The organism is Edwardsiella tarda ATCC 15947 = NBRC 105688, assembly GCF_003113495.2.
Classification (GTDB): Bacteria; Pseudomonadota; Gammaproteobacteria; order Enterobacterales; family Enterobacteriaceae; genus Edwardsiella; species Edwardsiella tarda.
Genome location: NZ_CP084506.1, coordinates 3,588,568 through 3,614,244, shown reverse-complemented (window position 1 = coordinate 3,614,244; position 25,677 = coordinate 3,588,568). Strand labels below are relative to the sequence as shown.

Genomic DNA, 25,677 nt, shown 5'->3' with positions numbered 1-25,677 from the left:
GCGCCACACATTACATACATGGCAATTATCAAATTTTGCCAAAGGATAAATAATTCTCAGGGTTATAGACAACATACATGCGCTCAACTTATCGGCGCCTGTCGCACAATCTGGCTCGATAATGCAGGGAGTGACTATGGAAAGCCACTTTATCTGGTGGAACACAGAGCATCGCCCGTTAGACGTCCATCGCCTGACCGAAGACGTCATCGCCACCTCGCTCCACTACTCACCCAAGCGACGTGAGCGCTATCTGCATGCCCGCGTGGCACTAGCCGAACTGATGGCGATTCTGTATGGCTACAGTAAGTTGCCACGCACGGCGATCGACCGCCATGGTCGCCCTTTCTTTATCGATCCAACGCTGCCCGACTTTAGCCTGGCCTACGCCGGCCATATCGTCGGTGTGATGCTAGGCTGCACCGGTCAGGTTGGCCTCGACATCGAGGTGATCCGAGCGCGCCAAGGGGGATTTATCCCCTTGCAACAACAGTGGTTGAGTAACACAGAGAAAGCCTGGATTGCCCGGCAGGAGGATCGTTTAGAGGCGATAACCCAGCTCTGGACCATCCGCCAGTCGATCTTAAAAATCTCTGGGCTCGGCGACAGCGGGCTGCCGACCCTACATATCCAGCCCGGCGCCGGTAAGCTGCGATCCAGCATAACGCCTCAGGTTGAGACCTTGAGCGCCATCCATCATGACATGGCCTGGCCCTGTAGCCGCAGCCCGGCATTGCAACGCCTACACTACTGGCACATGCAGCCGAATGGACGCTTGGCCAACGTCGATAAGGAGAAACGCCAAGAGTTAGACCACTCTCCCAGTTTTCTCCGCTTTACGAGTCATACCATCCTACAGGCGCTCCCGGACTGAGCGCGACATCGGCGCGCCACCAATAACAAGGGAGGGCCGAAGCCCTCCCTGTCGTATCATGCGCATGTCCCGATGATCAGTGCGCGTCAACCAATACAATCTTCAGCACAAACAGCAGCGCGACCGCGACAACACAGGGGCTGATTTCACGCCAGCGACCGGTAAACGCCTTCATCACGCAATAGGAGATGAAGCCCAACGCAATGCCTTCGGTGATCGAGAAGCTAAAGGGCATCATCACGGCGGTAATAAAAGCCGGTACCGCCTCAGTGAGATCGTCCCACTTCACTCGAGCCAGACTCGACGTCATCAATACGCCGACATAGATCAACGCCCCCGCGGCGGCGTAGGCCGGCACCATAGCAGCCAGCGGAGAGAGGAAGATCACCAGCATAAACAACAGCCCCACCACCACGGCAGTCAGGCCGGTACGGCCGCCGACGGAGACGCCAGAGGAGCTTTCGATATAGGCGGTAACGGAGGAGGTACCAATGAACGAGCCGGCCACCGAGCTGATGCTATCGACATACAGCGCCTGCTGCATGCGGGGAAACTTACCGTTGGCATCCGTCAGTCCGGCCTTATCCGTCACCCCGATCAGCGTACCGGAGGAGTCGAACAGGTTCACCAGCATAAACGAGAAGATGACGCCAGACAGGCCGATGTTGAGTGCTCCGCTCAGATCCACCTGACCGACCACACTGGTCACACTCGGCGGCATGGAGAATATCCCGCTGTACTGCACGTCACCCAGCAGCAAGCCAATGGTGGTTGTCACTACAATGGAGACCAGGACGGCGGCGTGGATATTACGGGAAGCCAGGACGGCAATAATGAAGAAACCCAGAGCCCCCAGCAATACATGGTGCGAAGTCAGCTCACCGACTGTCACCAGCGTATCTTTATTTGGCACGATGATGCCCGCGTTCTTCAGCCCCATCATGGCGATGAATAGACCAATCCCGCTGGTGATCCCGACACGCAGGCTCAGCGGAATATTGGCGATCATCCAGTAACGGATGCGGAATACCGTCAATAGAAACAGGCCGACAGCGCCCCAGAAGATCGCCCCCATACCGATTTGCCAAGAGATCCCCATGGCACCAACGACGACAAAGGCGAAGAAGGCGTTCAATCCCATGGCCGGTGCCAAAGCAACCGGCAGGTTGGCCAGCAACCCCATCAGAATACTCCCGAAGGCGGCGATCAGACAGGTGGTGACAAATACCGCCTGGGTGTCCATGCCGGCCGCACTCAAGATCTGCGGGTTAACGAAGACAATGTACACCATGGTAAGGAAGGTGGTGAAACCGGCGATCACCTCGGTCCTAACGGTGGTACCATGCGCCTGCAGCTTAAAGACGCGCTCGAATACGCCCCGGGAAGAGGGTGTCGTGGACTGGGATGGGCTCATACATGAAATCCGTATAGTGTCTTGGATGGTTATCCTATACTAAAAATGCCAAATTATGATGTCTGTCACATCCTTTTTTTGGTGTTTTTTTGCCACCGATCAGCCAATGTGATGTAACGCAAACGCTTATATACATAAAATCGCTACAATAGACAAAGAAAAACGCTTTAATATCAAAATGATAAAAACAACAAGATTAAGGTAATCACAATGAAAAATATTAGCCTCAAGCACACGCAATCGCTTTCTCGCACAGCAATGTTGCATCTTCTGGCCGTTTCCCGTGGCGAGCAACCTGCCGATATTCGTATCGATAATGTTTTACTGCTAGATCTCATCAACGGCGGCACTCGACCGGGCCCCATCCTGATCAGCGGCGATAGCATCGCCGGCGTCGGCCCCGACTATGCCGATGCCCCGGCCCGCCAGCATATCGATGCCGGTGGCGCCGTCGCCGTACCCGGTTTTATCGATGCTCATCTCCACATTGAATCCAGCATGATGACACCGATCACCTTCGAGAGTGTGACGCTACCGCTTGGGGTGACCACCATCGTCTGCGACCCCCATGAGATTATCAATGTGATGGGCGAAGCGGGGCTAGCCTGGTTCTTACGCTGCGCCGACGGTGCCCGGCAGAATCAGTTTGTCCAAGTCAGCTCTTGCGTACCCGCATTGGCTGGCACCGATGTCAATGGCGCCGAGTTTCCGCTGCCGGCGATGTTGCATTACCGCGATCATCCCCATGTTTTAGGCTTGGCGGAGATGATGAATTTCCCTGGTGTCATCGCTGGCGATGAATCCACCCTAGATAAACTGGATGCCTTCCGCCATCTCACGCTGGATGGCCATAGTCCAACGTTGCACGGCAAGGCGCTGAATGCCTATCTGGCGGCAGGAATAGAGAACTGCCATGAAACCATGGCGCTAGAGGAGGGACGGGAGAAGTTGGCACTCGGCATGGCGCTGATGATTCGAGAAGGGTCGGCGGCGCGTAACCTGGATACCCTGGCACCGCTGATCACCGAGTTCAATAGCCCACAATGCATGCTATGTACCGATGACCGCAATCCATGGGAGATCGCCCATGAGGGGCATATCGATGCCCTGATCCGCCGCCTGATCCAACAGCATCATCTGGCGCCGCATGTGGCGTATCGCGTCGCCAGTTGGTCGGCAGCGCGCCACTATGGCCTAAAACGGCTAGGTCTGATCGCCCCAGGGAAAAAGGCCGACATCGTCCTGCTGGATGATGTCGAACAGGTCACCATCCGCCAAGTTTTCGCGGGAGGTCAACCCGTTGATGGTGCACAGTTACTGCGCGATGCTGCGGCGCGCCAGCTGGCGAGTTGCCCGCCGCAGCACAACACCGTACAGCGGGCGCCATTAAGCGCCGACGATTTGACGCTGACGCTGACACCCGGTACGGCCTACCGCGCACTGACGCTGATCCCCAATGAGCTGATTACCCCGGCCTGCATCGTCCGCTGGCAGGGTGATGATTTCGATACCCCAGATGTCTGCCGTATGGCGGTGATGGAGCGCTATGGCCACGGGAAGGCCCCGGCGTTGGGTCTACTGCATAACAGCGGTCTGAATAAAGGAGCCCTGGCGGCCACCGTCAGCCACGACAGCCATAACATCGTCACCATCGGGCACGATCCGGCAGAGATGGCGCAAGCCGTCAATCAACTCATCCAAGACGGCGGTGGGCTATGCGTCGTTGCCGACGGTCAGGTCCAGGCGCATCTGCCATTACCTATCGCCGGTTTAATGAGCTCTTTGTCGGCCGAAGAGATCGCTGAGGTAATCGACCAACTCAAACAGGCTTGCCACGCATGCGGTATGACCTTGAACGAACCCTTCATCCAGATGGCGTTCCTTTCCCTGCCGGTGATCCCGTCACTCAAACTGACTAGCCTCGGTCTGTTCGATGTCGATCACTTCTGCTTTACCGAGGTTCGCATGGACGAGGAGAGCGTTTAAACTAGGCAGAAATCTTGATACGGCGCGGGTGCTTTCCGCGCCGACTGGCCAAAAGGGACGACCATGAGCAGTATCCGCTGTATTCTCTTCGACTGTGACGGAACGCTGGTAGACAGCGAAATCATCTGTAGTAAAGCCTATGTCAGTATGTTCGCGCGCTATGGGATAACGCTATCCCTGGATGAGATCTATCGCGAGTTCAAAGGGGTGAGACTGTATGACATCATCGATATCATCCAACGTCGTCACCCTTTTCACGCCGATCGCGCCGAGATGGAGTCTCACTACCGCGCCGAAGTCGCGCGCCTGTTCGCTAGCGAACTCCAGCCGATCCCACACGCCCACGAGTTATTGAGTCAGATCTGCGTCCCTATGTGTACCGCCTCGAACGGGCCGGTCAGTAAGATGCAAAGCTCACTCGGCGCTACCGGTATGCTGCCATTCTTCGGCGATCATCTGTACAGCGGCTATGATATCCAAAGTTGGAAACCCGAACCGGATCTGATGCACCATGCGGCGCAAAGCATGGGAGTGACGATCGAGGAGTGCATTCTGGTGGATGACTCACCGGCCGGCGCACATGCCGGGATCGCCGCGGGTATTCCGGTCTTCTACTTTTGCGCCGATCCCCATAATCCGCCCATCGATCATCCCCTGGTGACCGCCTTCGATGATCTGCGCCAATTACCCTCGCTATGGCGCCAACGCGGCTGGCAACTGACTCACACCGCCTAGCCTCCTTATAGCGACGAGCCGCCCTGCGATGCAGGGCGGCTCGTCGGTAAAACGTATTGGCCAGATAGGCTTACTGCTCTCGACTTCCGGCTAACAACTGCTCCAGATCGTCGCCACCGATATGGCGGAAATCCTGACCTTTCACATAGTAGAAAATAAATTCGCAGATATTCTGGCAACGATCGCCGATGCGCTCGATGGAGCGGGCACAGAATAACGCCGTCAGGACGCTGGGGATGGTCCGTGAATCTTCCATCATATAGGTCATCAGCTGACGAACGATCCCTTCATACTCCTGATCGACCTTCTTATCTTCCCGATAGATACGAATGGCTTCATGCAAATCCATACGCGCGAAGGCATCCAGTACATCGTGCAGCATCTGCACCGTATGCTGCCCCAATGACTCCAGGCTAACCAGCAACGGTTGATGCTGCTGGGAGAACTTCTCCAACGCGGTACGACAGATCTTATCGGCCACATCACCGATGCGCTCCAGCTCAGAGATAGTCTTGATGATTGCCATCACCAGGCGTAAATCGCTGGCGGTCGGCTGACGCTTGGCAATAATTTTGACACAGGCCTCATCGATGGCGATCTCCATCATATTGACCTTGGCATCTCCCTCGATCACACGACGCGCCAACTCGGCATCCTGATTATGCATGGCAGTAATGGCATCGGTGAGTTGCTGCTCTACCAGGCCCCCCATGCTCATTACCTGAGTGCGGATATGCTCAAGCTCGGCATTAAACTGGCCGGAGGTATGCTTGTTTAAATTCAAATTATCCATATTCCCTTCCTCAACCATCAGCCATAACGACCAGTAATATAATCTTCCGTCTGCCGCTGTGCCGGTGCGGTAAACAGTTTATCCGTATCGCTAAATTCGATCAGCTCACCCAGATACATAAATGCGGTATAGTCGGAACAACGCGCCGCCTGCTGCATGTTATGGGTCACGATCACCACGGTATAATCCTGCTTCAGCTCGGTGATCAGCTCTTCGATGCGACTGGTCGAGATGGGATCCAATGCCGAGCAGGGCTCATCCAGCAGCAGCACCTCCGGACGGATAGCGATGCCGCGCGCGATGCACAGACGCTGCTGCTGACCGCCAGATAGGCTGTAACCGCTCTGATGCAGCTTATCCTTGGTCTCATTCCACAGGGCGGCCTTGGTCAGGGCCCACTGCACACGCTCATCCATATCGGCGCGTGACAGCTTCTCGAACAGACGAACACCGAAGGCGATATTGTCATAGATCGACATCGGGAAAGGCGTCGGCTTCTGGAAGACCATCCCCACCTTGGCGCGCAACAACGCCACATCTTGGCTATCCGTCAGGATGTTCTGACCATCCAACAGGATCTCCCCCTCGGCGCGCTGCTCCGGGTAGAGCTGGAACATCTTGTTAAAGGTACGCAACAGCGTCGACTTGCCACAACCGGATGGGCCGATGAAGGCGGTGACTTTATTCTGTTCAATATCCAGCGAGATATTCTTCAGCGCATGGAATTTACCGTAATAGAAGTTCAGATCGCGTACCTGAATTTTACTGTTGGTCGTGTCTGTCACTACATTACTCATCGTTTTTCTCTCTGTGAGCGGTGCCGCCGTGACGGCACCCCAAAATTAGTATTTTTTCTTGGCGAAAATCACGCGGGCCACGATATTCAGCAGCAAGACACACAGCGTGATCAGCAGTACACCAGCCCAAGCCAGCTGTTGCCACTCCGCAAACGGACTCATGGCAAACTTAAAGATGGTGACCGGCAGGTTAGCCAGCGGCTGCATCATGTCGGTGCTCCAGAACTGGTTGGAGAGTGACGTAAACAGCAGCGGCGCGGTCTCACCGGCGATACGGGCGATGGCCAACAGTACCCCGGTAATAATCCCCGAGACCGACGCTTTTAGGGTGATCGCCGAAATCATCTTCCACTTCGGCGTACCCAGCGCATAAGCGGCCTCACGTAGGCTATCAGGCACCAGCTTCAACATATTCTCGGTGGTACGAATAACGATGGGCACCTGCAACAGCGCTAGCGCAATCACGCCAGCCCAACCGGAGAAGTGCTGCATCTTCGCCACGACGATGGTATAGACGAACAGACCGACGACGATCGATGGCGCAGACAGTAAGATATCGTTAATAAAGCGAGTCACGTTAGCCAACAGACTATTACGGCCATACTCAGCCAGGTAGATCCCCGCCATGATGCCCAGCGGCGTGCCGATCACCGTTGCCCACAGGATCAACAACCCGGAGCCGACGATGGCGTTAGCCAACCCGCCCCCCTCGGTATTCGGCGGTGGCGTCATCTCAGTAAACAGCGCCAACGACATACCATCGATGCCACGGGTGAAGGTAGAGAATAGGATCCATACCAACCAGAACAGACCAAAGGCCATGGTGCCCATCGACAGGCACAGGGCGATGCGGTTCTTCTGCCGACGCCAAGCCTGCATGCGGCGACGAGACTCCGCCAGCTGCTGCGGGTTTTGCACATCCATCGTTGCCATCTTAACGTCCCTCATTTTTCGCCAGGCGCAGGATCATCAGCTTGGACAACGCCAACACGATGAAGGTAATCACGAACAGGATCAGTCCCAGCTCCATCAGCGCGGCGGTGTGCAACCCAGACTCGGCCTCGGCGAACTCGTTGGCCAATGCCGAGGTAATACTGTTACCCGGCATATACAACGAGAAGCTATCCAGCTGGTAGGTATTACCGATAACGAAAGTGACCGCCATGGTCTCCCCCAGCGCACGCCCCAGACCCAGCATGATGCCACCGATCACCCCATTTTTGGTGAAGGGTAAAACGATGCGCCAGATGACCTCCCAGGTGGTACAGCCGATGCCATAAGCCGACTCTTTCATCATCACCGGCGTCTGCTCAAACACATCGCGCATTACCGCCGCGATGTAAGGGATGATCATGATAGCCAGGATCACCCCGGCAGCCAGGATGCCGATGCCGAAGGCCGGGCCAGAAAATAGGGTACCGACGATGGGAATGCCAGCCAGCAATTCACCCACCGGGGTTTGAAAATATTCGGCAAACAATGGCGCGAAGATAAACAGCCCCCACATGCCGTAGACGATACTGGGGATCGCCGCCAACAGTTCGATCGCCACCCCTAAAGGACGACGCAACCAGTTGGGAGCCAACTCGGTCAAGAATAGCGCAATACCGAAACTGACCGGGACGGCAATGATCAACGCGATCAGCGAGGTCACCAAGGTACCGTAGATCGGCACCAAAGCCCCGAACTGCTCTGCTGGCGCATCCCATTCTTTGCTCCACAGGAAGGCGAAGCCAAACTTCTCCATGCTGGGCAGCGCGGCGATGATCAGGGAAACGATGATGCCTCCCAGCAACAACAACGTGATCAGCGCCGCCAGCTTGACCAACAGCGCAAAAATCACATCTCCGAGCTTACTCGGCGCTCTCATCATCGGCTGTTTATTAACGGAAGGCGAATCAGCCATGTCTATCTCTTCTTAAACGATCATGATAGGGCACGCCCGGAAGGGCGTGCCGAAAAATCATCAATACAGGGCGTTACCGCCGCTATCCTTGACGCTCGTCTTCCAGGCCGCGCGGATCTGCTCCACCACGGACGCGGGTAAGGTGGCATAATCCAATGCATTGGCCTGCTTGGCGCCATCGTTATAGGCCCAATCGAAGAACTTCAGTACCTCAGCCGTCTGCTTTGGCTTGGTCGATGCCTTATGCACCAGAATAAACGTCGTCGAGGTGATCGGCCATACATTATCGCCCGCCTGGTTCGTCAGATCCTGAGCGAAAGAGCGGCTCCAATCGGCCCCTTTAGCCGCATTGCTGAAGCTGACCTCCGTCGGGCTAACCGCTTGACCATCAGCAGAAACCAGTTTGGTGTACGCCAACTTATTCTGTTTAGCGTAGGCATACTCGACGTAGCCAATAGAGCCCGGCAGACGCTGGACAAAAGCGGCGACGCCGTCATTGCCCTTACCCCCTAAACCGGTCGGCCAATTCACCGTCGAACCGGCACCAACATCGGCCTTCCATTGCGGATTAACTTTGCTCAAGTAGCTGGTAAAGACGAAAGAGGTACCGGAACCATCCGCACGCCGCACCACGGCAATATTCTGATCCGGCAGTTTAACGCCCGGATTGAGTTTGGCGATCGCCGCGTCATTCCACTTCTTAATCTTACCCAGGTAGATGTCGCCCAGCGTCTCACCATCTAATGTCAACTCACCCGACTTCACCCCCGGTAGGTTCACTGCCATCACGACCCCACCGATCACGGTAGGGAATTGAAACAGACCGTCGGCCGCCAGCTTCTCATCGCTTAGCGGTGCATCGGAGGCACCGAAATCGACGGTGTTCGCGATGATCTGCTTCACGCCGCCTGAAGAACCAATACCTTGATAATTCACTTTGTTACCGGTTTCTTTCTGGTAGGAATCGGCCCACTTGGCATAAACCGGCGCCGGGAAGGTAGCGCCGGCACCTGTCAGGCTCTCAGCGGCGAAGGCCGGGGTGGCACTCAAGGAGACGGTCGCGGCGACAATCCCAGCGACAGCGGTACGCATCAGTTTCATATTCCCTCCAGGGAAGCGTTATCAAGCTAACGTATCAACAATCGGATCAAGTATGGTGCAGGAAGCAAAATAAGGCAGTTTGATGACAGTAAAATGTATGGATTATGACAGTTTTATGACAGTTGATCGTGGGAGGGAGAAGGAGGAGAAGAAGTCAGAGGAGCATCCGAGACGACCACGTTTATGAACGACAGCCCAGTGGCGAGGATAAGCTTCTTATGCAACTTTCTAGACAGTATCACATTTACGATCAGATAATCATCTATCTCTTTGATGATATTGCTAACCATTCATGGGATAATATAAAAATTTTCTATATCATAAGATATGTTTACAGGGTAACTAATAAATGATTCACCAAGATAACGATAAGCAACATATTAAACTGTCTTATGTGACACATTTTTATTGCAATCAGAAAAGTCTTGAATCTATATTTTCTTTGTTGAGAAAGTATGAGCAACTACCGTTATCCCTGCGTAGCGCAATTGAATTTATTATCATCGATGATGGCTCACCGATTTCTTATCAAATTGAAAAGTTTGATTTAAACATTACCTGGCTAAAAATTACTGAAGATATTAAGTGGAACCAAGCCGGAGCGCGCAATCTCGGTGTGACCTATGCAAAGTCAGATAAGATATTGCTCACTGATCTTGACCATGAACTACCCGAAGAGACGTTAAGCTATTTAATTAAAACTAAAAACCCAGGTAGAAATTTTTATAAAATTTATCGCCGCAGCGATGAGCGTGGCCTCTACAAAGGCCATTCCAATCTCTTTTTTATGTCGCGAGCGCGTTTCTTCCGTCACTTTGGCTATGACGAAGAGTTCGCTGGGAATTATGGTGCGGAAGACTATCGCTTTGTTAAATATCACAAATACCATGGTTCTCGACAGAAATATTTGCCTAAAAAGTTTGTCTGTTATGAAAGAAAGTTAGATCGTGAAAAAAGCTATCATAGTCTAGAGCGTGACTTATCGGCGAATACACCGATCGATCGGCAAAAACGGTATGAGTGTGAAAACTATGGCGATGAATATGGGCACAGTCGTATGTTCCTTAATTTTGAATGGCGTATCATCTACCGTCATAATCTATTCCCGGTAACGTTGCCGCAGCAAAAACGTTGGTGGAAACCGCTGTGGTGGTTACGTTATCTCTTCGCTTCGTTAGCCCGCTAACGCACGCTTGCAGAGCGCCACTAAAAAAGGGGATGAATACTCATCCCCTTATCATCACAGACGAAGACTTACTCAACGGTGACAGATTTAGCCAAATTACGCGGCTGATCTACGTCAGTACCTTTGATCAATGCAACATGGTACGAAAGCAGCTGTAATGGGACCGTGTAGAAAATCGGCGCGATCACCTCTTCTACATGCGGCAACGCAATGATACGCATCCCTTCACTTTCGCTAAACCCGGCGCTTTGGGCGGCGAAAACGTACAGCAGACCACCGCGGGCGCGCACCTCTTCAATGTTGGATTTTAGTTTCTCCAACAGTTCATTGTTCGGAGCGACCACCACCACGGGCATATCGGAATCGATCAGTGCTAATGGACCATGCTTCAGCTCGCCAGCGGCGTAGGCTTCGGCATGAATATAGGAGATCTCCTTCAGCTTCAGCGCACCTTCCATCGCGATCGGGTACTGATCACCACGCCCTAAGAACAATGCATGATGCTTATCCAGGAACTCCTCAGCTAACGCTTCGATGCTACGATCCAGCGACAGCATCTGTTCGATACGGCTCGGCAAGGCTTGTAGCGCATGAACAATATCATGCTCGATATCGGCAGCCATACCATGCAGACGACCGATACGCGCCACCAGCATCAGCAACACCGTTAATTGCGTGGTGAAGGCCTTGGTTGAAGCCACACCGATCTCGGTACCGGCACGCGTCATCAATGCCAGGTCGGACTCACGCACCAGCGATGAACTGGCGACGTTACAAATCGCCAGCGATCCCAGGTAGCCGATCGCCTTTGACAGACGCAACGCCGCTAGAGTATCAGCCGTTTCACCGGACTGAGATAGCGTGATGATCAGGCTGTTCTTGCGCACCGCAGACTTGCGATAGCGGAACTCCGACGCGATCTCCACATCACAAGGAATACCGGCCAATGCCTCAAACCAATAACGCGCCACCATGCCAGAATGATAAGAGGTGCCGCAGGCGATGATTTGCACATGCTCCACCTGTGATAACAGGCGATCCCCTGCCTCACCCAGTTCGCTCAGATCGATGCAGCCATGGCTAAAACGCCCCTCAAGGGTATTTTTAATGGCCTGAGGCTGTTCATAGATCTCCTTTTGCATGTAGTGACGATAATTGCCTTTGTCACCAGCATCGTACTGCACGTTGGACTCAATCTCGGCGCGTTCTACCGCCGCACCACTCGCATCGAAAATGGTCACGCTATGACGCGTCACCTCGGCAATATCCCCCTCTTCCAGGAAGATGAAGCGACGCGTTACGGGTAGCAAGGCAAGCTGATCGGAGGCGAGGAAGTTCTCTCCCATACCGCGACCGATGACCAATGGACTACCGGAGCGTGCACAGACCAGTACGTTAGGCTGTTGGCTATCCATGACGACGGTACCGTAAGCACCTCGTAGTTGTGGGATCACCCGCTTAACGACCTCTAACAGGGATCCGCCTTGACGCTGCTCCCAGTTCACCAAATGGGCAATCACTTCGGTATCGGTTTCAGAGGTAAAGTGATAACCACGCTCGATCAATTGCGCGCGCAGTATTTCATGATTTTCGATGATACCGTTGTGTACCACGCTAATGTGGCCGGACACATGGGGGTGCGCATTCTGTTCACTCGGCTCACCATGAGTCGCCCAACGGGTATGGGCAATACCGGTTCCCCCGATCATCGGAGATAGGGCGACAGCATCGCTCAATGCCTTGACCTTGCCGACTCGGCGTAAACGTTGTACATGGCCTTGAGAATCGACTATCGCCAATCCCGCCGAGTCATAACCGCGATACTCTAAACGGCGCAGGCCTTCTAACAGAATATCTGCGACATCACGTTGCGCCACTGCGCCAACAATTCCACACATACGATTTAATTCCTATAACAAAACCACCAAGGCGGTTTGTCGATGCCCGTATCGATCTGATTGATAAACGACGTATTACGTCGTTGCCCCGAGCCTTGTAGAGAGTGGGGCCACGCCTTATCTGTTGTAGGGCGCGTTATTATGTTTTGCGCTGTACTCCTGCTTGGAGTACAGCGCAAAACCGCTGCGGCCGTCAGGCCGCAGCGATCGCGCTTATTTTTTCTTCACCGGCCGTTTCCAACCGCGGATCTGTGACTGTTTCACCCGGCTAAGGACTAACTCATCGTCGCCAACGTCTTTCGTTACCGTTGTACCCGCCGCAATGGTCGCGCCGCGGCCAATGGTAACCGGCGCCACCAGTTGGCTATCGGAACCGACAAATACATCATCACCGATCACCGTCTGATGCTTATTGGCACCGTCATAGTTACAGGTGATCGTACCGGCGCCGATATTCACCCCCGCACCAATCTGCGCATCCCCGAGGTAACTCAAATGACCGGCTTTAGAACCATGGCCTAAATGCGCCTTCTTCATTTCGACGAAGTTACCCACATGCGCTTGAGCATCCAAACGGGCACCGGGGCGCAGGCGCGCAAATGGCCCCACAGTACAGGATTCGGCGAGCGCCGCCCCCTCGATCACCGTGTAGGGACTGATCACGCTATCGGCGGCAATCTGACAATCCTTCAGCACGCAACCGCTGCCGATATGCACCCGATCACCCAATGTCACCTTACCCTCAATGATCACATTGGTATCGATGATCACATCACGTCCATGACACAACTCCCCGCGCAGATCGAAACGCGCCGGGTCGAGCAACATGACGCCCGCTAACAACAGACGCTGCGCCTGCTGCTGCTGATAAGCTCGCTCCAAGCCAGCCAGTTGCAAGCGGTTATTCACGCCCTCAACCTCATACAGGTGATCGGGATGTACCGCCTCAATCCGCCGCCCTTCTTGATGAGCCATGGCGATAATGTCGGTGATGTAAAACTCACCCTGGGCATTATTGTTATCCAGACGTGCCAACCAACGTTTCAGATCCGCACCATTCGCCACCAGAATACCGGTATTAATCTCATCGATATGGCGCTGTGCTTCACTGGCATCCTTATGTTCGACGATACCCGTAACCACACCATCCTGACGCACGATACGACCATAGCCTGTCGGATCGGTGAGTTTGACGGTCAATAGTCCAATCCCTCCCTGCGGTTTGGCAGCGATCAGGCGTTGCAGCGTCGCAGTCGCGATCAGCGGCACGTCACCGTATAACATCAGGATATCTTCATCATCGGCAAAATAAGGTGCCGCCTGCTGCATCGCATGACCGGTACCTAACTGCTGTGCCTGTAAGACCCAATTCAATGGCTGACCGGCCAAACGAGACTGCAATAACTCGCCGCCATGACCATAGACCAGATGAACCTGATGTGCGCCCAGCGTCAATGCGCTGTCGATGACATGTTGCACCATCGGCTTACCTGCCAGCGGATGCAATACCTTGGGAAGATCGGAATACATGCGGGTCCCCTTACCGGCGGCAAGGATGACCACGCTTAACGGATGTGTCGACATAAGCAATCTGATCCATTCAAATTGATGGGCTCAAGTAAACCTGTTAGCCAGCAGGATTACTACATATTTCTCTACTCAAAACACGCTCAGACCCGTGAGCCTGAAGGGATGGGGTGATGATAGATAACTTGGCGCCGCAAGGGCAAACACTCTCTGCCTCGTGCGCTGTTTTTAGGGTTAGCGCTTAATAAGCAACCCGTAATCGATTAGGGGAGAACACTTTTTTTCACCATAAAAAAAACCTCTCCAATGGGAGAGGTTTTTGCGGCAGTCTGTCTGCTTACATCGCTTTTTTGGTCAGTTCGATTACACGCAGTTTCGCAATCGCCTTGGCCAGCTCTGCGGATGCCTGAGCATAGTCGACATCGCCGTGCGAGCTACGGATGTGCTCTTCGGCTTTACGCTTCGATTCCATCGCGCGCGCCTCGTCGAGGTCTTGACCACGGATAGCGGTATCGGCCAGCACGGTTACCGCGCTGGACTGCACCTCAAGGATGCCGCCGGACAAGTAGATAAACTCTTCCTCGCCGTGCTGTTTAACGATACGCACCATGCCAGGCTTAATGGCAGTAAGCAGCGGAGCATGACCCGGGTAGATACCCAGCTCACCTTCACTACCCGTCACCTGGATTTTTTGCACCAGCCCGGAGAACATCTGACGCTCCGCGCTGACCACATCCAGATGGAAAGTCATAGCCATATCACCCTCCTATCAGGCGTTACAGTTTCTTGGCTTTTTCCATGGCTTCGTCGATAGAACCCACCATGTAGAACGCCTGCTCCGGCAGATGGTCATAGTCACCGTTCATGATGCCTTTAAAGCCCTGAATGGTGTCTTTCAGTGACACATACTTACCCGGAGAACCGGTGAACACTTCGGCCACGAAGAACGGCTGAGACAGGAAGCGTTGGATCTTACGCGCACGGGCAACCACCAGCTTATCCTCTTCGGATAGCTCGTCCATACCCAGAATGGCGATGATATCCTTCAGCTCCTGATAACGCTGTAGGATGGACTGCACGCCGCGTGCGGTATCGTAGTGCTCCTGACCCACCACCAGCGGATCCAGCTGACGGCTGGTCGAATCCAGCGGGTCAACGGCCGGGTAGATACCCAGCGAGGCGATCTGACGACTCAGTACGACGGTCGCATCCAAGTGGGCGAAGGTGGTCGCCGGGGAGGGGTCAGTCAAGTCATCCGCCGGGACGTATACGGCCTGTACGGAGGTGATAGAGCCCGTCTTCGTTGAGGTGATACGCTCTTGCAACACACCCATCTCTTCCGCCAGGGTCGGCTGATAACCTACCGCCGACGGCATACGACCCAGCAGAGCAGAAACTTCGGTACCAGCCAAGGTATAACGATAAATGTTATCGATGAACAACAACACATCGCGACCTTCATCACGGAATTTCTCCGCCATGGTCAGACCGGTCAACGCCACACGCAGACGGTTTCCCGGCGGCTCATTCATCTGGCCGTATACCAGAGAAACTTTATCCAATACGTTGGAGTCGGTCATCTCGTGGTAGAAGTCGTTACCCTCACGGGTACGCTCGCCTACACCGGCAAATACGGAGTAACCGGAGTGCTCGATAGCGATGTTACGGATAAGCTCCATCATGTTAACGGTCTTACCCACACCGGCACCACCGAACAGGCCAACTTTACCGCCTTTGGCGAACGGGCAAATCAGGTCGATAACCTTGATGCCGGTCTCCAGCAGCTCCTGAGAGTTGGACAGATCTTCATAGCTCGGCGCCGCGCGGTGGATAGCCCAACGCTCTTCTTCGCCGATCTCGCCCTTCATGTCGACCGGATCACCCAGTACGTTCATGATACGGCCCAGGGTCGCCTTACCGACCGGAACCTCGATCGGATGGTCTTGGTCTTCAACCACCAGCCCACGGCGCAGACCGTCGGAGGAGCCCATCGCGATGCAGCGAACGACGCCGCCACCCAGCTGCTGCTGCACTTCCAGTACCAGTTTCGTGGCACCGCCTTTTACTTCCAGTGCGTTATACACCTTCGGCACGGCATCTTGCGGGAACTCCACGTCCACCACAGCGCCGATAACCTGGATAATCTTTCCAGTAGCCATCTTGAATCCTCTACGTAATTCGTAAACCTAGCTCTTAAACCGCAGCAGCACCCGAGACGATCTCGGTCAGCTCCTGGGTGATGCTGGCCTGACGAGCCTTGTTGTAGACCAACTGCAGCTCTTTGATCAGGTTGCCGCCGTTATCGGTTGCTGCCTTCATAGCAACCATTCGCGCGGCCTGCTCACTGGCCAGGTTTTCCACGACGCCCTGATAAACCTGAGATTCCACATAACGGCGCAGCAAGGTATCCAACAGCGCCTTAGGATCCGGTTCGTACAGGTAATCCCATGATTTCCGCTTCAGCTCTGCATCGTCAGCCTTCGGCAACGGCAACAACTGAAGGACCTGTGGTTCTTGGGCCATGGTATTGATGAACTTGTTGCTCACCACATACAGGCGATCCAGACGGCCTTCATCATAGGCCTGCAGCATCACCTTCACCGGACCGATCAACTCGGACAGCGAGGGGTTATCCCCCATACCGGTAACCTGAGCGACAACATTGCCACCCACGGACCCAAAGAAAGAGACCGCTTTCGAACCGATCAGCGCGAGATCGATGTCCACGCTCTTCTGGTTCCACTCTTTCATCTCTGTCAGCAGTTTCTTAAACAGGTTAATGTTCAAGCCACCGCACAGACCACGGTCGGTAGAAACCACCAGATACCCCACGCGCTTCACATCGCGCTCTTCCAGGTACGGGTGTTTGTATTCCAGATTCCCCAGCGCAAGGTGACCAATCACTTTGCGCATGGTTTCTGCATAGGGACGGCTGGCCGCCATGCGATCCTGCGTTTTACGCATTTTGGAGGCGGCGACCATCTCCATCGCTTTCGTGATCTTTTGCGTGTTTTGCACGCTGGCGATCTTGCTACGTATCTCTTTCGCGCCGGCCATCTCTGCTTCTCCTCAAAACCTTTTACGGCCCACCGTATTACTGCCGGCAGGCCGTAAGGCTATTACCAGGACTGGGTTGCTTTGAAGGTATCGAGGATGCCTTTCAGCTTGCCTTCGATCTCGTCGTTATAAGCACCGGTCTGGTTGATTTGTTGCATCAGGTCGGCCTGCTCACGCTCAACGTAAGCCATCAATGCCGCTTCAAAGGCACCAATCTTCGCCAGTTCGACGTCTTCCAAGTAGCCACGTTCGGCGGCAAACAGCACCAGCGACTGTGCGGCAACGGACATCGGCGCGTACTGCTTCTGTTTCAGCAGTTCGGTAACTTTCTGACCATGGCTCAACTGTTTACGGGTCGCGTCATCCAGATCAGAGGCGAACTGGGAGAAAGCTGCCAGTTCACGATACTGTGCCAACGCGGTACGAATACCACCGGACAGTTTCTTCATGATCTTGGTCTGTGCCGCGCCACCCACACGGGATACGGAGATCCCCGGGTTAACCGCAGGACGGATACCGGCGTTAAACAGGTTGGATTCCAGGAAGATCTGACCATCGGTAATCGAGATTACGTTGGTCGGAACGAACGCGGAAACGTCCCCGGCTTGGGTTTCAATGATCGGCAGCGCCGTCAGTGAGCCCGTTTGTCCCTTGACTTCACCCTTAGTGAAAGCCTCGACGTAATCGGCGTTAACACGCGCCGCACGCTCCAGAAGACGGGAGTGGAGGTAGAATACGTCGCCCGGGAATGCTTCACGTCCAGGCGGACGACGGAGCAGCAGGGAGATTTGACGATAAGCGACCGCTTGCTTGGACAGATCATCGTAGATGATCAGCGCGTCTTCGCCGCGATCACGGAAATACTCACCCATTGCACAACCGGCATACGGTGCCAGGTATTGCAATGCAGCGGATTCAGAAGCCGAAGCGACCACGACGATGGTGTTCGCCAGTGCACCGTGCTCTTCCAGCTTACGCACCACGTTCGCGATGGTAGAGGCCTTCTGACCGATAGCGACATAGATACACTTAATGCCGGAGTCACGCTGGTTGATGATGGCATCGACGGCCAGCGCGGTTTTACCGGTCTGACGGTCGCCGATGATCAACTCACGCTGACCACGGCCGATCGGGATCATGGCATCGACAGACTTATAGCCCGTCTGTACTGGTTGATCGACCGACTGACGCTCGATAACGCCCGGGGCGATAGCTTCAACGGCGGAGAAGCCGTCGTGCTCGACCGGACCTTTACCGTCGATCGGTTCACCCAGGGTGTTCACCACGCGGCCCAGCAGACCACGGCCTACCGGAACTTCCAGAATACGGCCGGTACACTTGACCTTCATGCCTTCGGCCAGGTCAGCGTAGGGCCCCATCACTACCGCCCCAACAGAGTCGCGCTCCAGGTTCAGTGCGATAGCGTAGCGGTTGCCCGGCAGCGCGATCATCTCGCCCTGCATGACATCCGCCAAACCGTGAACACGGATAATCCCGTCGCTCACGGAGACGATTGTACCTTCGTTGTGAGCCTCGCTCACCACGTCGAACTGAGCAATGCGCTGCTTGATCAGTTCGCTGATTTCGGTGGAATTCAGTTGCATGCTCCAGTCCCCTTAAGACTGCAAGACGTCTGCTAGGCGATCCAGACGGCCGCGGATGCTGCCATCGATCACCAAGTCACCCGCGCGGATCACCACGCCGGCCAATACAGACTTATCAATTTTGCAATTCAGCTTCACTTTACGTGACAGACGTTGTTCCATTGCGGCGCTGATTTTATCCAGCTGCGTCTGACTCAGAGGCGCGGCAGAGGTGACTTCTACATCCGCCGTCGCTTCCATCGCATCTCGCAGCGCAATAAACTGCTGCAGCACGTCAGGAATAACCTGTAAACGTCCGTTTTCCGCCATCACTCTAATGAAGTTCTGACCGGATTGATCGAGCTGGTCACCGCAAATCTTGATGAAACACGCCGCAAGGGTCTCCGGAGCCAGGGCACCGGACAACATTTCGGCCACGCTTTCATTGCGGGTCACCTCAGCGCTGAATGCCAGCATAGTCTGCCAACGATCCAGGCTGTTATGCTCAACAGCAAAGTCAAAAGCTGCTTTGGCGTAGGGGCGAGCTACCGTGATAAATTCAGACATCGGCCCCTCCCTCCTTACAGTTCAGCGACTAGTTTATCGACGATGTCGCTGTTCGCAGCTTCATCCACGGAACGTTCAATAATCTTCTCGGCACCGGCGATAGCCAGCATGGCGACCTGTTTACGCAGCTCTTCACGCGCACGCTTACGCTCGGCATCGATTTCTGCCTGCGCCTGCGCGACGATCTTGGCACGTTCCTGTTCCGCTTCGGCTTTCGCCTCATCGATGATCTGAGACTTACGCTTATTCGCTTGCTCGATGATCACCTGTGCGTCAGCCTTCGCCTTTTTCAGCTGGTCGGTCGCATTGGCTTGCGCCAAGTCCAGATCTTTTTTCGCACGCTCTGCGGAAGAGAGACCGTCAGCAATCTCTTTCTGACGCTTCTCGATGGCAGCCATAATCGGCGGCCATACATACTTCATACAGAACCAGACGAACAGGACAAACGCGATGGCCTGGCCGAGGATTGTTGCGTTAAGATTCACAGCACAATGCCTCTTAAATTAGTTAATCGGTTTGGTTGGCGTAACGGGATATTCCGGTTACGCGACGGCAAACATGACGTACAGACCCAGACCAACAGCAATCATCGGGATAGCATCCACCAGACCCATTACGATAAAGAACTGTGTACGCAGCAGCGGGATCAGATCCGGCTGACGCGCGGCGCCTTCCAGGAATTTCCCACCCAAGATGCCGATACCGATCGCAGCACCGATTGCCGCCAGACCCATCATCACAGCGGCAGCCATGTACAGCAGATCCATACTCAGGTTTTCCATGACAGTCTCCAGTTTGTTTCAGTTAAACGCAGTAGTGTTGTTAAAAAATAATCAGTGCTCTTCAGACGCCATCGACAGATAGACGATCGTCAGAACCATGAAGATAAAGGCTTGAAGCGTAATAATCAGAATGTGGAAGATAGCCCATGGAACGTTGAGCAACCACTGTGACCACCACGGCAACAGACCGGCAATCAGGATGAAAATCAGCTCGCCGGCATACATGTTACCGAACAGTCGCAAACCGAGAGAGATCGGCTTGGACAACAGGCTGACGCCTTCCAGAATCAAGTTAATCGGGATAAAAACAGGATGATTGAACGGTTGTAACGTCAGCTCCTTCACGAAGCCTCCCAGTCCCTTCATCTTAATGCTATAGAACAGAATCAGGATAAATACCCCGAGCGCCATGGAGAGCGTAATATTGACGTCCGCAGACGGAACAACACGCAATGCCGGCAGGCCCAGCCAGTGTTCGGCGATATAGGGCAAGAAATCGATCGGCACCAAGTCCATCAAGTTCATCAGGAATACCCAGACGAAGATGGTTAAGGCCAACGGAGCGACCAGTTTGCTCTTACCGTGGTACATATCGCGTACACTGCCATCGACGAAGCCGATGATCAGCTCGATGGCCGTTTGAAACTTACCCGGCACACCGCTAGTGGCATGTTTAGCGACTTTACGGAACAGAGCCAGAAAGATCAGGCCCAGCACCACAGAGAAGAACATGGAGTCGATGTTCAACGTCCAGAAAGACGCTGGGCCATCGTGCGGATTCACCAGCTCAAAAGTACGCAGGTCCAGCTGAAGGTTATTCAGATGGTGACCGATGTACTCTTGTGGCGTAGAGATTTCTCCTGCAGACATGATGCCTCTTACCCTTTAAGTAGTTAATACGGTAACTGTTTTAATTACGACTAATAAATGCTGGCGCGGTGATCTGCACCACCAGCACCGCAATGTAAGTCAGGCCTAGCGGAAGAAAGACCGCTTTCAACCACCCTAGCGACACGATAAGCAGCGCGATCGTACAGACCACCTTCAGCGCCTCGCCGGTGACAAATGCCCAAGCGATACGTCCCTCTCCCGGCTCCCCTACTCGCTGACGTAAAGCAAACAGCATAAAGACAGCATTGGGTAACCAGGCTGATAGACCGCCCAAGAGTGCGGACCATCCCCAGTTCGCCGTTTTCATCGACAGACAAATACTGAATAGAACAAAGGTCACTAACTGTAGAATCAGCAGGTTACGTACTGTCTTCCCGCCATAGAGTGCTCCAGACATGACGTTTGCTCTCTCCGTACCCCCCAGGAGGTATGCTGATTTGAGTGACGTAATAAAACTGCCTTTACGAGGCAGAGTCAAGCCAGAAAAACGTGAAAATTATACGGTGCACACCTACAAATTCAATGCATAAGTAGCCAAAAAGTGAATAGTAATTTAAATATTTTCACGTTTTATCGTCAAAGCCACAGAATCGACGTAATAATCATTTTTAGTGATACATCTGACAATTCCAATATTACATTTTTGCCAGCGTAGATGATCACAAAATAAAGCGATAAAAAAGCCTGTATACCATAGGGTTAAGGCTAATCTTTAGCCAAAATTGCTAATATAGACATTTAAAATCATAAAGTTAGGTTATTAACGCAACAATCTACTAAGTAAAACCAAATAGAAACAGCCTATTGACATACGGAGTAACCCACGTCGTTCCCCCCATCGCCCCCGCCTCAAAGGGCGAAAACACCCGGCAAATGGGGGGATACGATACGTCGATCCCCGTACACCGATACCCTTCACCTGGTCACCCGTGTAAAAAAAAGTAAAACAGAGTGCTCGGCAATGAATTGATGGTTAGGCTCGGCCTCCAGGATTCTGTTTATTTCTCAATCAATGGTTTTTTTGATTTTTTTTGATAAAAAACAAAATTAATGTGCTTTAAGCACCACCAGATGACGCTCCCCTTCCAGCATCGGTACCTGCAAGCGGATCACCGATTCCAAGGTCACGCCATCAGGTAAACTCTGCAATTCATCCTGCGGGACCACGCCCTTCAGCGCATAAAACCGCCCATGCGGAGCGGCCGGTAGGTGATGACACCAAGCGAGCATATCCTGTAACGAGGCGAAGGCACGACTGATAACACCATCGAATGGCGGTTCAGCCACAAAGCTTTCTACCCGGCTCTGTACCGGCTCGATATTGTTCAGTTGCAGCGCATGCTGTACTTGGCGTAGGAAACGTACCCGTTTCCCCAGACTATCCAATAGCGTGAAGTGAGACTCGGGACGTACGATAGCCAACGGAATCCCCGGTAGTCCGGGTCCCGTACCCACATCGATAAAGCGTTGTCCTTGCAGATGAGGACTGACCACGATGCTGTCCATGATATGGCGAACCAACATCTCACGCGGATCGCGTACGGAAGTCAGGTTATACGCCTTATTCCACTTATCCAGCAGCTCGACATACGCCAATAGCTGCTGTTTTTGCTGATCGGTTAACGAAATGCCAGCCTGCGCCAGCAGCGTATCCAGTTGCTTGTGCACGGGTTCTTTTCCTCTGTCAAATCCAGCTCGGCCGCAGCAACACTGCGGAGGCCAGAACGAAGTGATGAGCCGCGCTAAGGCGGCTCGGAAGCCATAGTTAAACGCTGCGGCGTAGCATTCCCTGCTTCTTCAACCAAACCAGTAGAATGGAGATCGCGGCCGGAGTGATGCCGGAGATACGCGATGCTTGCCCGATAGAACTTGGTTTATGATCGTTAAGCTTGGCGATCACCTCGTTAGACAAGCCATTCACCTGGCGATAATCCAAATCGGCCGGCAACAGGGTGTGCTCGTTACGCATCTGCTTTTCGATCTCATCCTGCTGTCTAGCAATATAACCTTGATATTTAACTTGAATCTCAACCTGCTCGGCCGCCTGACGATCCTCTAGCGGGGGCGCAAACGGGGCTAATGAAGTGAGCGCAGCGTAATCCATCTCCGGGCGCCGCAGCAGATCTTCGCCATTAGCCTCGCGCGATAACGGCGTCTTCAGCAACGCATTGATTGTCGCCGCCTGCTCGGCCTGGGGATGTACCCAGGTATCACGCAGACGCTGACGCTCCCGTTCCATGTTTTCTAACTTCCGGTTGAAGTGAGCCCAACGTTCATCGTCAACCAGACCCAATTCACGCCCGATCGGTGTGAGGCGCAGATCGGCATTGTCTTCGCGTAGCATCAGGCGATATTCGGCCCGCGAAGTGAACATACGGTACGGCTCTTTGGTCCCTAGAGTGCAGAGATCATCCACCAAGACACCGAGATAAGCCTGATCTCGCCGTGGAGCCCAACCTTCCAACTCGGCGGCACAACGCCCAGCATTGAGGCCCGCCAGCAGACCTTGGGCAGCGGCTTCTTCGTAACCGGTGGTGCCATTAATCTGACCGGCGAAGAATAATCCCTGGATATACTTGCTTTCCAATGTTGGCTTCAGATCGCGCGGATCGAAAAAGTCATACTCGATAGCATAGCCTGGGCGCACGATTCGGGCATTTTGCATTCCATCCATCGAGCGCACGATCGCCATCTGAACATCGAATGGCAGGCTGGTGGAGATGCCGTTAGGGTAGATCTCGTTGCTGGTTAGCCCTTCTGGCTCTAAGAAGATCTGATGCGCGTTACGATCGGCAAAGCGCATGACTTTATCTTCGATCGAAGGGCAATAGCGTGGGCCGATCCCTTCGATGATCCCTGCATACATCGGGCTACGATCCAGATTGTTACGGATCACCTCATGAGTACGTTCGTTAGTATGGGTGATATAACAGGGTAGCTGACGCGGATGTTGACTTGCGTCACCCAGGAAGGAGAACACCGGTGCCGGATTATCGCCATGTTGCTGTGCTAAGGCGGCGAGATCGATGGTTCGAGCATCCAAACGGGGCGGAGTTCCCGTCTTCAACCGGTTGACGCGTAATGGCAGTTCACGCAGTCGATGGGCAAGACCGATCGAAGGCGGATCCCCGGCACGACCCCCACTGTAGTTTTCCAGACCGATATGGATCTTACCGTTTAGGAAGGTTCCAACCGTCAATACGACCGCTTTCGCCCGGAACTTTAGTCCCATCTGAGTGATCGCGCCAACGACACGATCGTTTTCGACGATCAGATCCTCGACGGCCTGTTGGAAGATCATCAGATTAGGCTGGTTTTCCAATGCCATACGAACCGCTTGGCGGTACAACACACGATCCGCTTGCGCACGTGTCGCCCGCACCGCGGGGCCCTTGCTGCCGTTGAGGATCCGGAATTGGATCCCGCCTTTGTCGATCGCCTGAGCCATTAATCCACCCAGGGCATCGACCTCTTTAACTAAGTGTCCCTTACCGATGCCGCCGATAGCCGGATTACATGACATATGGCCAAGCGTGTCGATATTGTGAGTTAACAGTAGGGCCTGGCGGCCCATTCGGGCTGAAGCCATGGCCGCTTCGGTACCGGCATGGCCGCCGCCGATAATGATGACATCAAAGGGATCGGGGTAAAACATGGTACTGCACCTCGCGCTAACCGAAAGGCTGTCAACGATCGTTATTTGCCTAGGGGTGGGGATTCTACTCAAGTTTAGGCGTAGGTCCAACCGAAGAGGATCGTGGATCCTTCGCCCAGTATTTAAAAGATCTTTTTTATTTAAAGATCTCTTTATTAGATCTTCTATTAGGATCGTGATCCTTTGTGGATAACACGTTTTTCTCAATAAGGATCAAGTGACTACGCAGGATCATTTACTGTGGAAGATCGGTGATCCCAGACCGTAAAAGCTGGGATCTTTATTGGTTGTTATGCACAGGACAAAAAATGGCTAGCGGTTGTTATTGGGATAACTACCTGTTTCTTACTGCTTATAACAAGACTTATACACAGACTAAGTGGACAAAAAACAGACTTAATGAATAAGTTTTTCCCACTCGGCAAGCCATTCTTCTGCTGGATCCTCGGGAACATCGTGCTGCTTGATGTCGATCTTGATCACTTCACCGATCCGTTGGGCACCGAATGCGATCAAAATGCGATCGACAATAGCGATCCCTCCGCAGAAGGTGTCGTATTCACTACTACCGATCCCCACTGCGCCGAAATGGATCCCGGTGAGATCCGGCTGTTGAGTTTCAATCTGCTCAAACAAGGGCTGTAAGTTGTCGGGGAGTTCACCTGCGCCATGCGTTGAGGTCACCACCAGCCAAATCCCTTGTTGTGGCACTTCATCAAGCTCGGGACCGTGCAGTACCTGCACCTCATGCCCTTGTGCAAGCAGCTTATCGGCTAGATGTTCTGCGACATATTCGGCATTACCCAGAGTACTGCCGCTGATTACGGTGATGTGTGCCATGATGATCCCAGCCTGTGATTCGGAGGCGCTATTGTACGCTGCGAATTTGCTGGGATCTAGCTGTGGATAATATGGGAATGAAAAG

Annotated in this window: 24 protein-coding genes; 4 read left to right on the top strand and 20 right to left on the bottom strand. The window is 53.6% G+C overall.

The window, feature by feature from the left end:
- Positions 1–136: 136 nt before the first annotated feature.
- The gene (locus DCL27_RS16730) at positions 137–874 is read left to right on the top strand and encodes a 4'-phosphopantetheinyl transferase family protein (protein WP_228594451.1); all 738 of its coding nucleotides are present in this window, start codon (positions 137–139) and stop codon (positions 872–874) included.
- 76 nt (positions 875–950) lie between these two features.
- Here the strand turns inward: DCL27_RS16730 and DCL27_RS16725 are convergent, their stop codons facing one another.
- Positions 951–2,288, bottom strand: a complete 1,338-nt coding sequence (locus tag DCL27_RS16725) for an NCS2 family permease (RefSeq protein WP_035602796.1) — start codon at positions 2,286–2,288, stop codon at positions 951–953.
- A 210-nt stretch (positions 2,289–2,498) separates the two neighbouring features.
- Between DCL27_RS16725 and adeD the strand changes: the two genes are divergently transcribed.
- Together adeD and yieH are read left to right on the top strand one after the other, a co-directional pair.
- Positions 2,499–4,274 (top strand): adenine deaminase, encoded by a 1,776-nt coding sequence (gene adeD, locus DCL27_RS16720; protein ID WP_005291163.1) that lies wholly within the window; start codon positions 2,499–2,501, stop codon positions 4,272–4,274.
- A 63-nt stretch (positions 4,275–4,337) separates the two neighbouring features.
- A complete protein-coding gene (yieH, locus tag DCL27_RS16715; protein WP_035598609.1) occupies positions 4,338–5,009 on the top strand; it encodes a 6-phosphogluconate phosphatase in 672 nt (223 codons plus the stop codon).
- Positions 5,010–5,079: 70 nt separating this feature from the next.
- Here yieH and phoU read toward each other — a convergent pair whose 3' ends face one another.
- Genes phoU through pstS form a run of 5 tightly spaced genes read right to left on the bottom strand, consistent with a single transcriptional unit; the run spans position 5,080 to position 9,606 of the window.
- Positions 5,080–5,802, bottom strand: a complete 723-nt coding sequence (phoU, locus tag DCL27_RS16710; RefSeq protein WP_005295697.1) for a phosphate signaling complex protein PhoU — start codon at positions 5,800–5,802, stop codon at positions 5,080–5,082.
- Between the two features lie 17 nt (positions 5,803–5,819).
- On the bottom strand, positions 5,820–6,599 hold the full coding sequence (pstB, locus tag DCL27_RS16705) for a phosphate ABC transporter ATP-binding protein PstB (protein ID WP_005291170.1): 780 nt from the start codon (positions 6,597–6,599) through the stop codon (positions 5,820–5,822).
- A 45-nt stretch (positions 6,600–6,644) separates the two neighbouring features.
- Positions 6,645–7,532: a phosphate ABC transporter permease PstA gene (pstA, locus tag DCL27_RS16700; RefSeq protein WP_005295702.1), complete on the bottom strand. Its 888-nt coding sequence runs from the start codon at positions 7,530–7,532 to the stop codon at positions 6,645–6,647.
- Position 7,533: 1 nt separating this feature from the next.
- The gene (gene pstC, locus DCL27_RS16695; RefSeq protein WP_005291184.1) at positions 7,534–8,505 is read right to left on the bottom strand and encodes a phosphate ABC transporter permease PstC; all 972 of its coding nucleotides are present in this window, start codon (positions 8,503–8,505) and stop codon (positions 7,534–7,536) included.
- A gap of 60 nt (positions 8,506–8,565) precedes the next feature.
- On the bottom strand, positions 8,566–9,606 hold the full coding sequence (gene pstS, locus DCL27_RS16690; protein ID WP_005291187.1) for a phosphate ABC transporter substrate-binding protein PstS: 1,041 nt from the start codon (positions 9,604–9,606) through the stop codon (positions 8,566–8,568).
- A 349-nt stretch (positions 9,607–9,955) separates the two neighbouring features.
- On the opposite strand from pstS, the gene DCL27_RS16685 reads away from it, so the two are divergent.
- A complete protein-coding gene (locus DCL27_RS16685) occupies positions 9,956–10,792 on the top strand; it encodes a glycosyltransferase (protein WP_005291194.1) in 837 nt (278 codons plus the stop codon).
- A 68-nt stretch (positions 10,793–10,860) separates the two neighbouring features.
- Here the strand turns inward: DCL27_RS16685 and glmS are convergent, their stop codons facing one another.
- The 14 genes from glmS to mioC all read right to left on the bottom strand — a co-directional run bounded on the left by glmS (position 10,861) and on the right by mioC (position 25,592).
- Positions 10,861–12,690, bottom strand: a complete 1,830-nt coding sequence (gene glmS, locus DCL27_RS16680) for a glutamine--fructose-6-phosphate transaminase (isomerizing) (protein ID WP_035598612.1) — start codon at positions 12,688–12,690, stop codon at positions 10,861–10,863.
- A gap of 213 nt (positions 12,691–12,903) precedes the next feature.
- On the bottom strand, positions 12,904–14,274 hold the full coding sequence (glmU, locus tag DCL27_RS16675) for a bifunctional UDP-N-acetylglucosamine diphosphorylase/glucosamine-1-phosphate N-acetyltransferase GlmU (protein WP_005291201.1): 1,371 nt from the start codon (positions 14,272–14,274) through the stop codon (positions 12,904–12,906).
- 280 nt (positions 14,275–14,554) lie between these two features.
- Positions 14,555–14,974 (bottom strand): F0F1 ATP synthase subunit epsilon, encoded by a 420-nt coding sequence (locus DCL27_RS16670; protein ID WP_005291204.1) that lies wholly within the window; start codon positions 14,972–14,974, stop codon positions 14,555–14,557.
- Between the two features lie 19 nt (positions 14,975–14,993).
- Positions 14,994–16,376 carry a F0F1 ATP synthase subunit beta gene (gene atpD / locus DCL27_RS16665; RefSeq protein ID WP_005291207.1) on the bottom strand — a complete coding sequence of 461 codons (1,383 nt, stop codon included), beginning with the start codon at positions 16,374–16,376 and terminating at the stop codon, positions 14,994–14,996.
- Positions 16,377–16,410: 34 nt separating this feature from the next.
- Positions 16,411–17,274: a F0F1 ATP synthase subunit gamma gene (gene atpG, locus DCL27_RS16660; RefSeq protein ID WP_005291210.1), complete on the bottom strand. Its 864-nt coding sequence runs from the start codon at positions 17,272–17,274 to the stop codon at positions 16,411–16,413.
- 62 nt (positions 17,275–17,336) lie between these two features.
- Positions 17,337–18,878 (bottom strand): F0F1 ATP synthase subunit alpha, encoded by a 1,542-nt coding sequence (gene atpA / locus DCL27_RS16655; protein ID WP_035598615.1) that lies wholly within the window; start codon positions 18,876–18,878, stop codon positions 17,337–17,339.
- A 12-nt stretch (positions 18,879–18,890) separates the two neighbouring features.
- Positions 18,891–19,424, bottom strand: a complete 534-nt coding sequence (atpH, locus tag DCL27_RS16650) for a F0F1 ATP synthase subunit delta (RefSeq protein WP_005291216.1) — start codon at positions 19,422–19,424, stop codon at positions 18,891–18,893.
- A gap of 14 nt (positions 19,425–19,438) precedes the next feature.
- Complete coding sequence (gene atpF / locus DCL27_RS16645; protein ID WP_005291219.1) at positions 19,439–19,909, bottom strand: F0F1 ATP synthase subunit B; 471 nt, start codon at positions 19,907–19,909, stop codon at positions 19,439–19,441.
- Positions 19,910–19,966: 57 nt separating this feature from the next.
- Complete coding sequence (gene atpE / locus DCL27_RS16640) at positions 19,967–20,206, bottom strand: F0F1 ATP synthase subunit C (RefSeq protein ID WP_004093904.1); 240 nt, start codon at positions 20,204–20,206, stop codon at positions 19,967–19,969.
- 51 nt (positions 20,207–20,257) lie between these two features.
- Positions 20,258–21,076, bottom strand: a complete 819-nt coding sequence (gene atpB, locus DCL27_RS16635; protein ID WP_005291224.1) for a F0F1 ATP synthase subunit A — start codon at positions 21,074–21,076, stop codon at positions 20,258–20,260.
- Between the two features lie 40 nt (positions 21,077–21,116).
- Entirely contained in the window at positions 21,117–21,494 is a 378-nt protein-coding gene (atpI, locus tag DCL27_RS16630) for a F0F1 ATP synthase subunit I (RefSeq protein ID WP_035598617.1), read from the bottom strand.
- A gap of 650 nt (positions 21,495–22,144) precedes the next feature.
- On the bottom strand, positions 22,145–22,765 hold the full coding sequence (rsmG, locus tag DCL27_RS16625) for a 16S rRNA (guanine(527)-N(7))-methyltransferase RsmG (protein WP_035598620.1): 621 nt from the start codon (positions 22,763–22,765) through the stop codon (positions 22,145–22,147).
- Between the two features lie 97 nt (positions 22,766–22,862).
- Complete coding sequence (mnmG, locus tag DCL27_RS16620; RefSeq protein WP_035598622.1) at positions 22,863–24,752, bottom strand: tRNA uridine-5-carboxymethylaminomethyl(34) synthesis enzyme MnmG; 1,890 nt, start codon at positions 24,750–24,752, stop codon at positions 22,863–22,865.
- Between the two features lie 396 nt (positions 24,753–25,148).
- A complete protein-coding gene (gene mioC / locus DCL27_RS16615) occupies positions 25,149–25,592 on the bottom strand; it encodes an FMN-binding protein MioC (protein ID WP_005291236.1) in 444 nt (147 codons plus the stop codon).
- Positions 25,593–25,677: the final 85 nt, after the last annotated feature.

What these genes read in the sequence shown, in the direction of transcription:
- DCL27_RS16730 (WP_228594451.1), top strand. Translation starts at nt 137, where the DNA reads ATGGAAAGCCACTTTATCTGGTGGAACACAGAGCATCGCCCGTTAGAC.
- DCL27_RS16725 (WP_035602796.1), bottom strand. Translation starts at nt 2,288, where the DNA reads ATGAGCCCATCCCAGTCCACGACACCCTCTTCCCGGGGCGTATTCGAG.
- adeD (WP_005291163.1), top strand. Translation starts at nt 2,499, where the DNA reads ATGAAAAATATTAGCCTCAAGCACACGCAATCGCTTTCTCGCACAGCA.
- yieH (WP_035598609.1), top strand. Translation starts at nt 4,338, where the DNA reads ATGAGCAGTATCCGCTGTATTCTCTTCGACTGTGACGGAACGCTGGTA.
- phoU (WP_005295697.1), bottom strand. Translation starts at nt 5,802, where the DNA reads ATGGATAATTTGAATTTAAACAAGCATACCTCCGGCCAGTTTAATGCC.
- pstB (WP_005291170.1), bottom strand. Translation starts at nt 6,599, where the DNA reads ATGAGTAATGTAGTGACAGACACGACCAACAGTAAAATTCAGGTACGC.
- pstA (WP_005295702.1), bottom strand. Translation starts at nt 7,532, where the DNA reads ATGGCAACGATGGATGTGCAAAACCCGCAGCAGCTGGCGGAGTCTCGT.
- pstC (WP_005291184.1), bottom strand. Translation starts at nt 8,505, where the DNA reads ATGGCTGATTCGCCTTCCGTTAATAAACAGCCGATGATGAGAGCGCCG.
- pstS (WP_005291187.1), bottom strand. Translation starts at nt 9,606, where the DNA reads ATGAAACTGATGCGTACCGCTGTCGCTGGGATTGTCGCCGCGACCGTC.
- DCL27_RS16685 (WP_005291194.1), top strand. Translation starts at nt 9,956, where the DNA reads ATGATTCACCAAGATAACGATAAGCAACATATTAAACTGTCTTATGTG.
- glmS (WP_035598612.1), bottom strand. Translation starts at nt 12,690, where the DNA reads ATGTGTGGAATTGTTGGCGCAGTGGCGCAACGTGATGTCGCAGATATT.
- glmU (WP_005291201.1), bottom strand. Translation starts at nt 14,274, where the DNA reads ATGTCGACACATCCGTTAAGCGTGGTCATCCTTGCCGCCGGTAAGGGG.
- DCL27_RS16670 (WP_005291204.1), bottom strand. Translation starts at nt 14,974, where the DNA reads ATGGCTATGACTTTCCATCTGGATGTGGTCAGCGCGGAGCGTCAGATG.
- atpD (WP_005291207.1), bottom strand. Translation starts at nt 16,376, where the DNA reads ATGGCTACTGGAAAGATTATCCAGGTTATCGGCGCTGTGGTGGACGTG.
- atpG (WP_005291210.1), bottom strand. Translation starts at nt 17,274, where the DNA reads ATGGCCGGCGCGAAAGAGATACGTAGCAAGATCGCCAGCGTGCAAAAC.
- atpA (WP_035598615.1), bottom strand. Translation starts at nt 18,878, where the DNA reads ATGCAACTGAATTCCACCGAAATCAGCGAACTGATCAAGCAGCGCATT.
- atpH (WP_005291216.1), bottom strand. Translation starts at nt 19,424, where the DNA reads ATGTCTGAATTTATCACGGTAGCTCGCCCCTACGCCAAAGCAGCTTTT.
- atpE (WP_004093904.1), bottom strand. Translation starts at nt 20,206, where the DNA reads ATGGAAAACCTGAGTATGGATCTGCTGTACATGGCTGCCGCTGTGATG.
- atpB (WP_005291224.1), bottom strand. Translation starts at nt 21,076, where the DNA reads ATGTCTGCAGGAGAAATCTCTACGCCACAAGAGTACATCGGTCACCAT.
- atpI (WP_035598617.1), bottom strand. Translation starts at nt 21,494, where the DNA reads ATGTCTGGAGCACTCTATGGCGGGAAGACAGTACGTAACCTGCTGATT.
- mnmG (WP_035598622.1), bottom strand. Translation starts at nt 24,752, where the DNA reads ATGTTTTACCCCGATCCCTTTGATGTCATCATTATCGGCGGCGGCCAT.
- mioC (WP_005291236.1), bottom strand. Translation starts at nt 25,592, where the DNA reads ATGGCACACATCACCGTAATCAGCGGCAGTACTCTGGGTAATGCCGAA.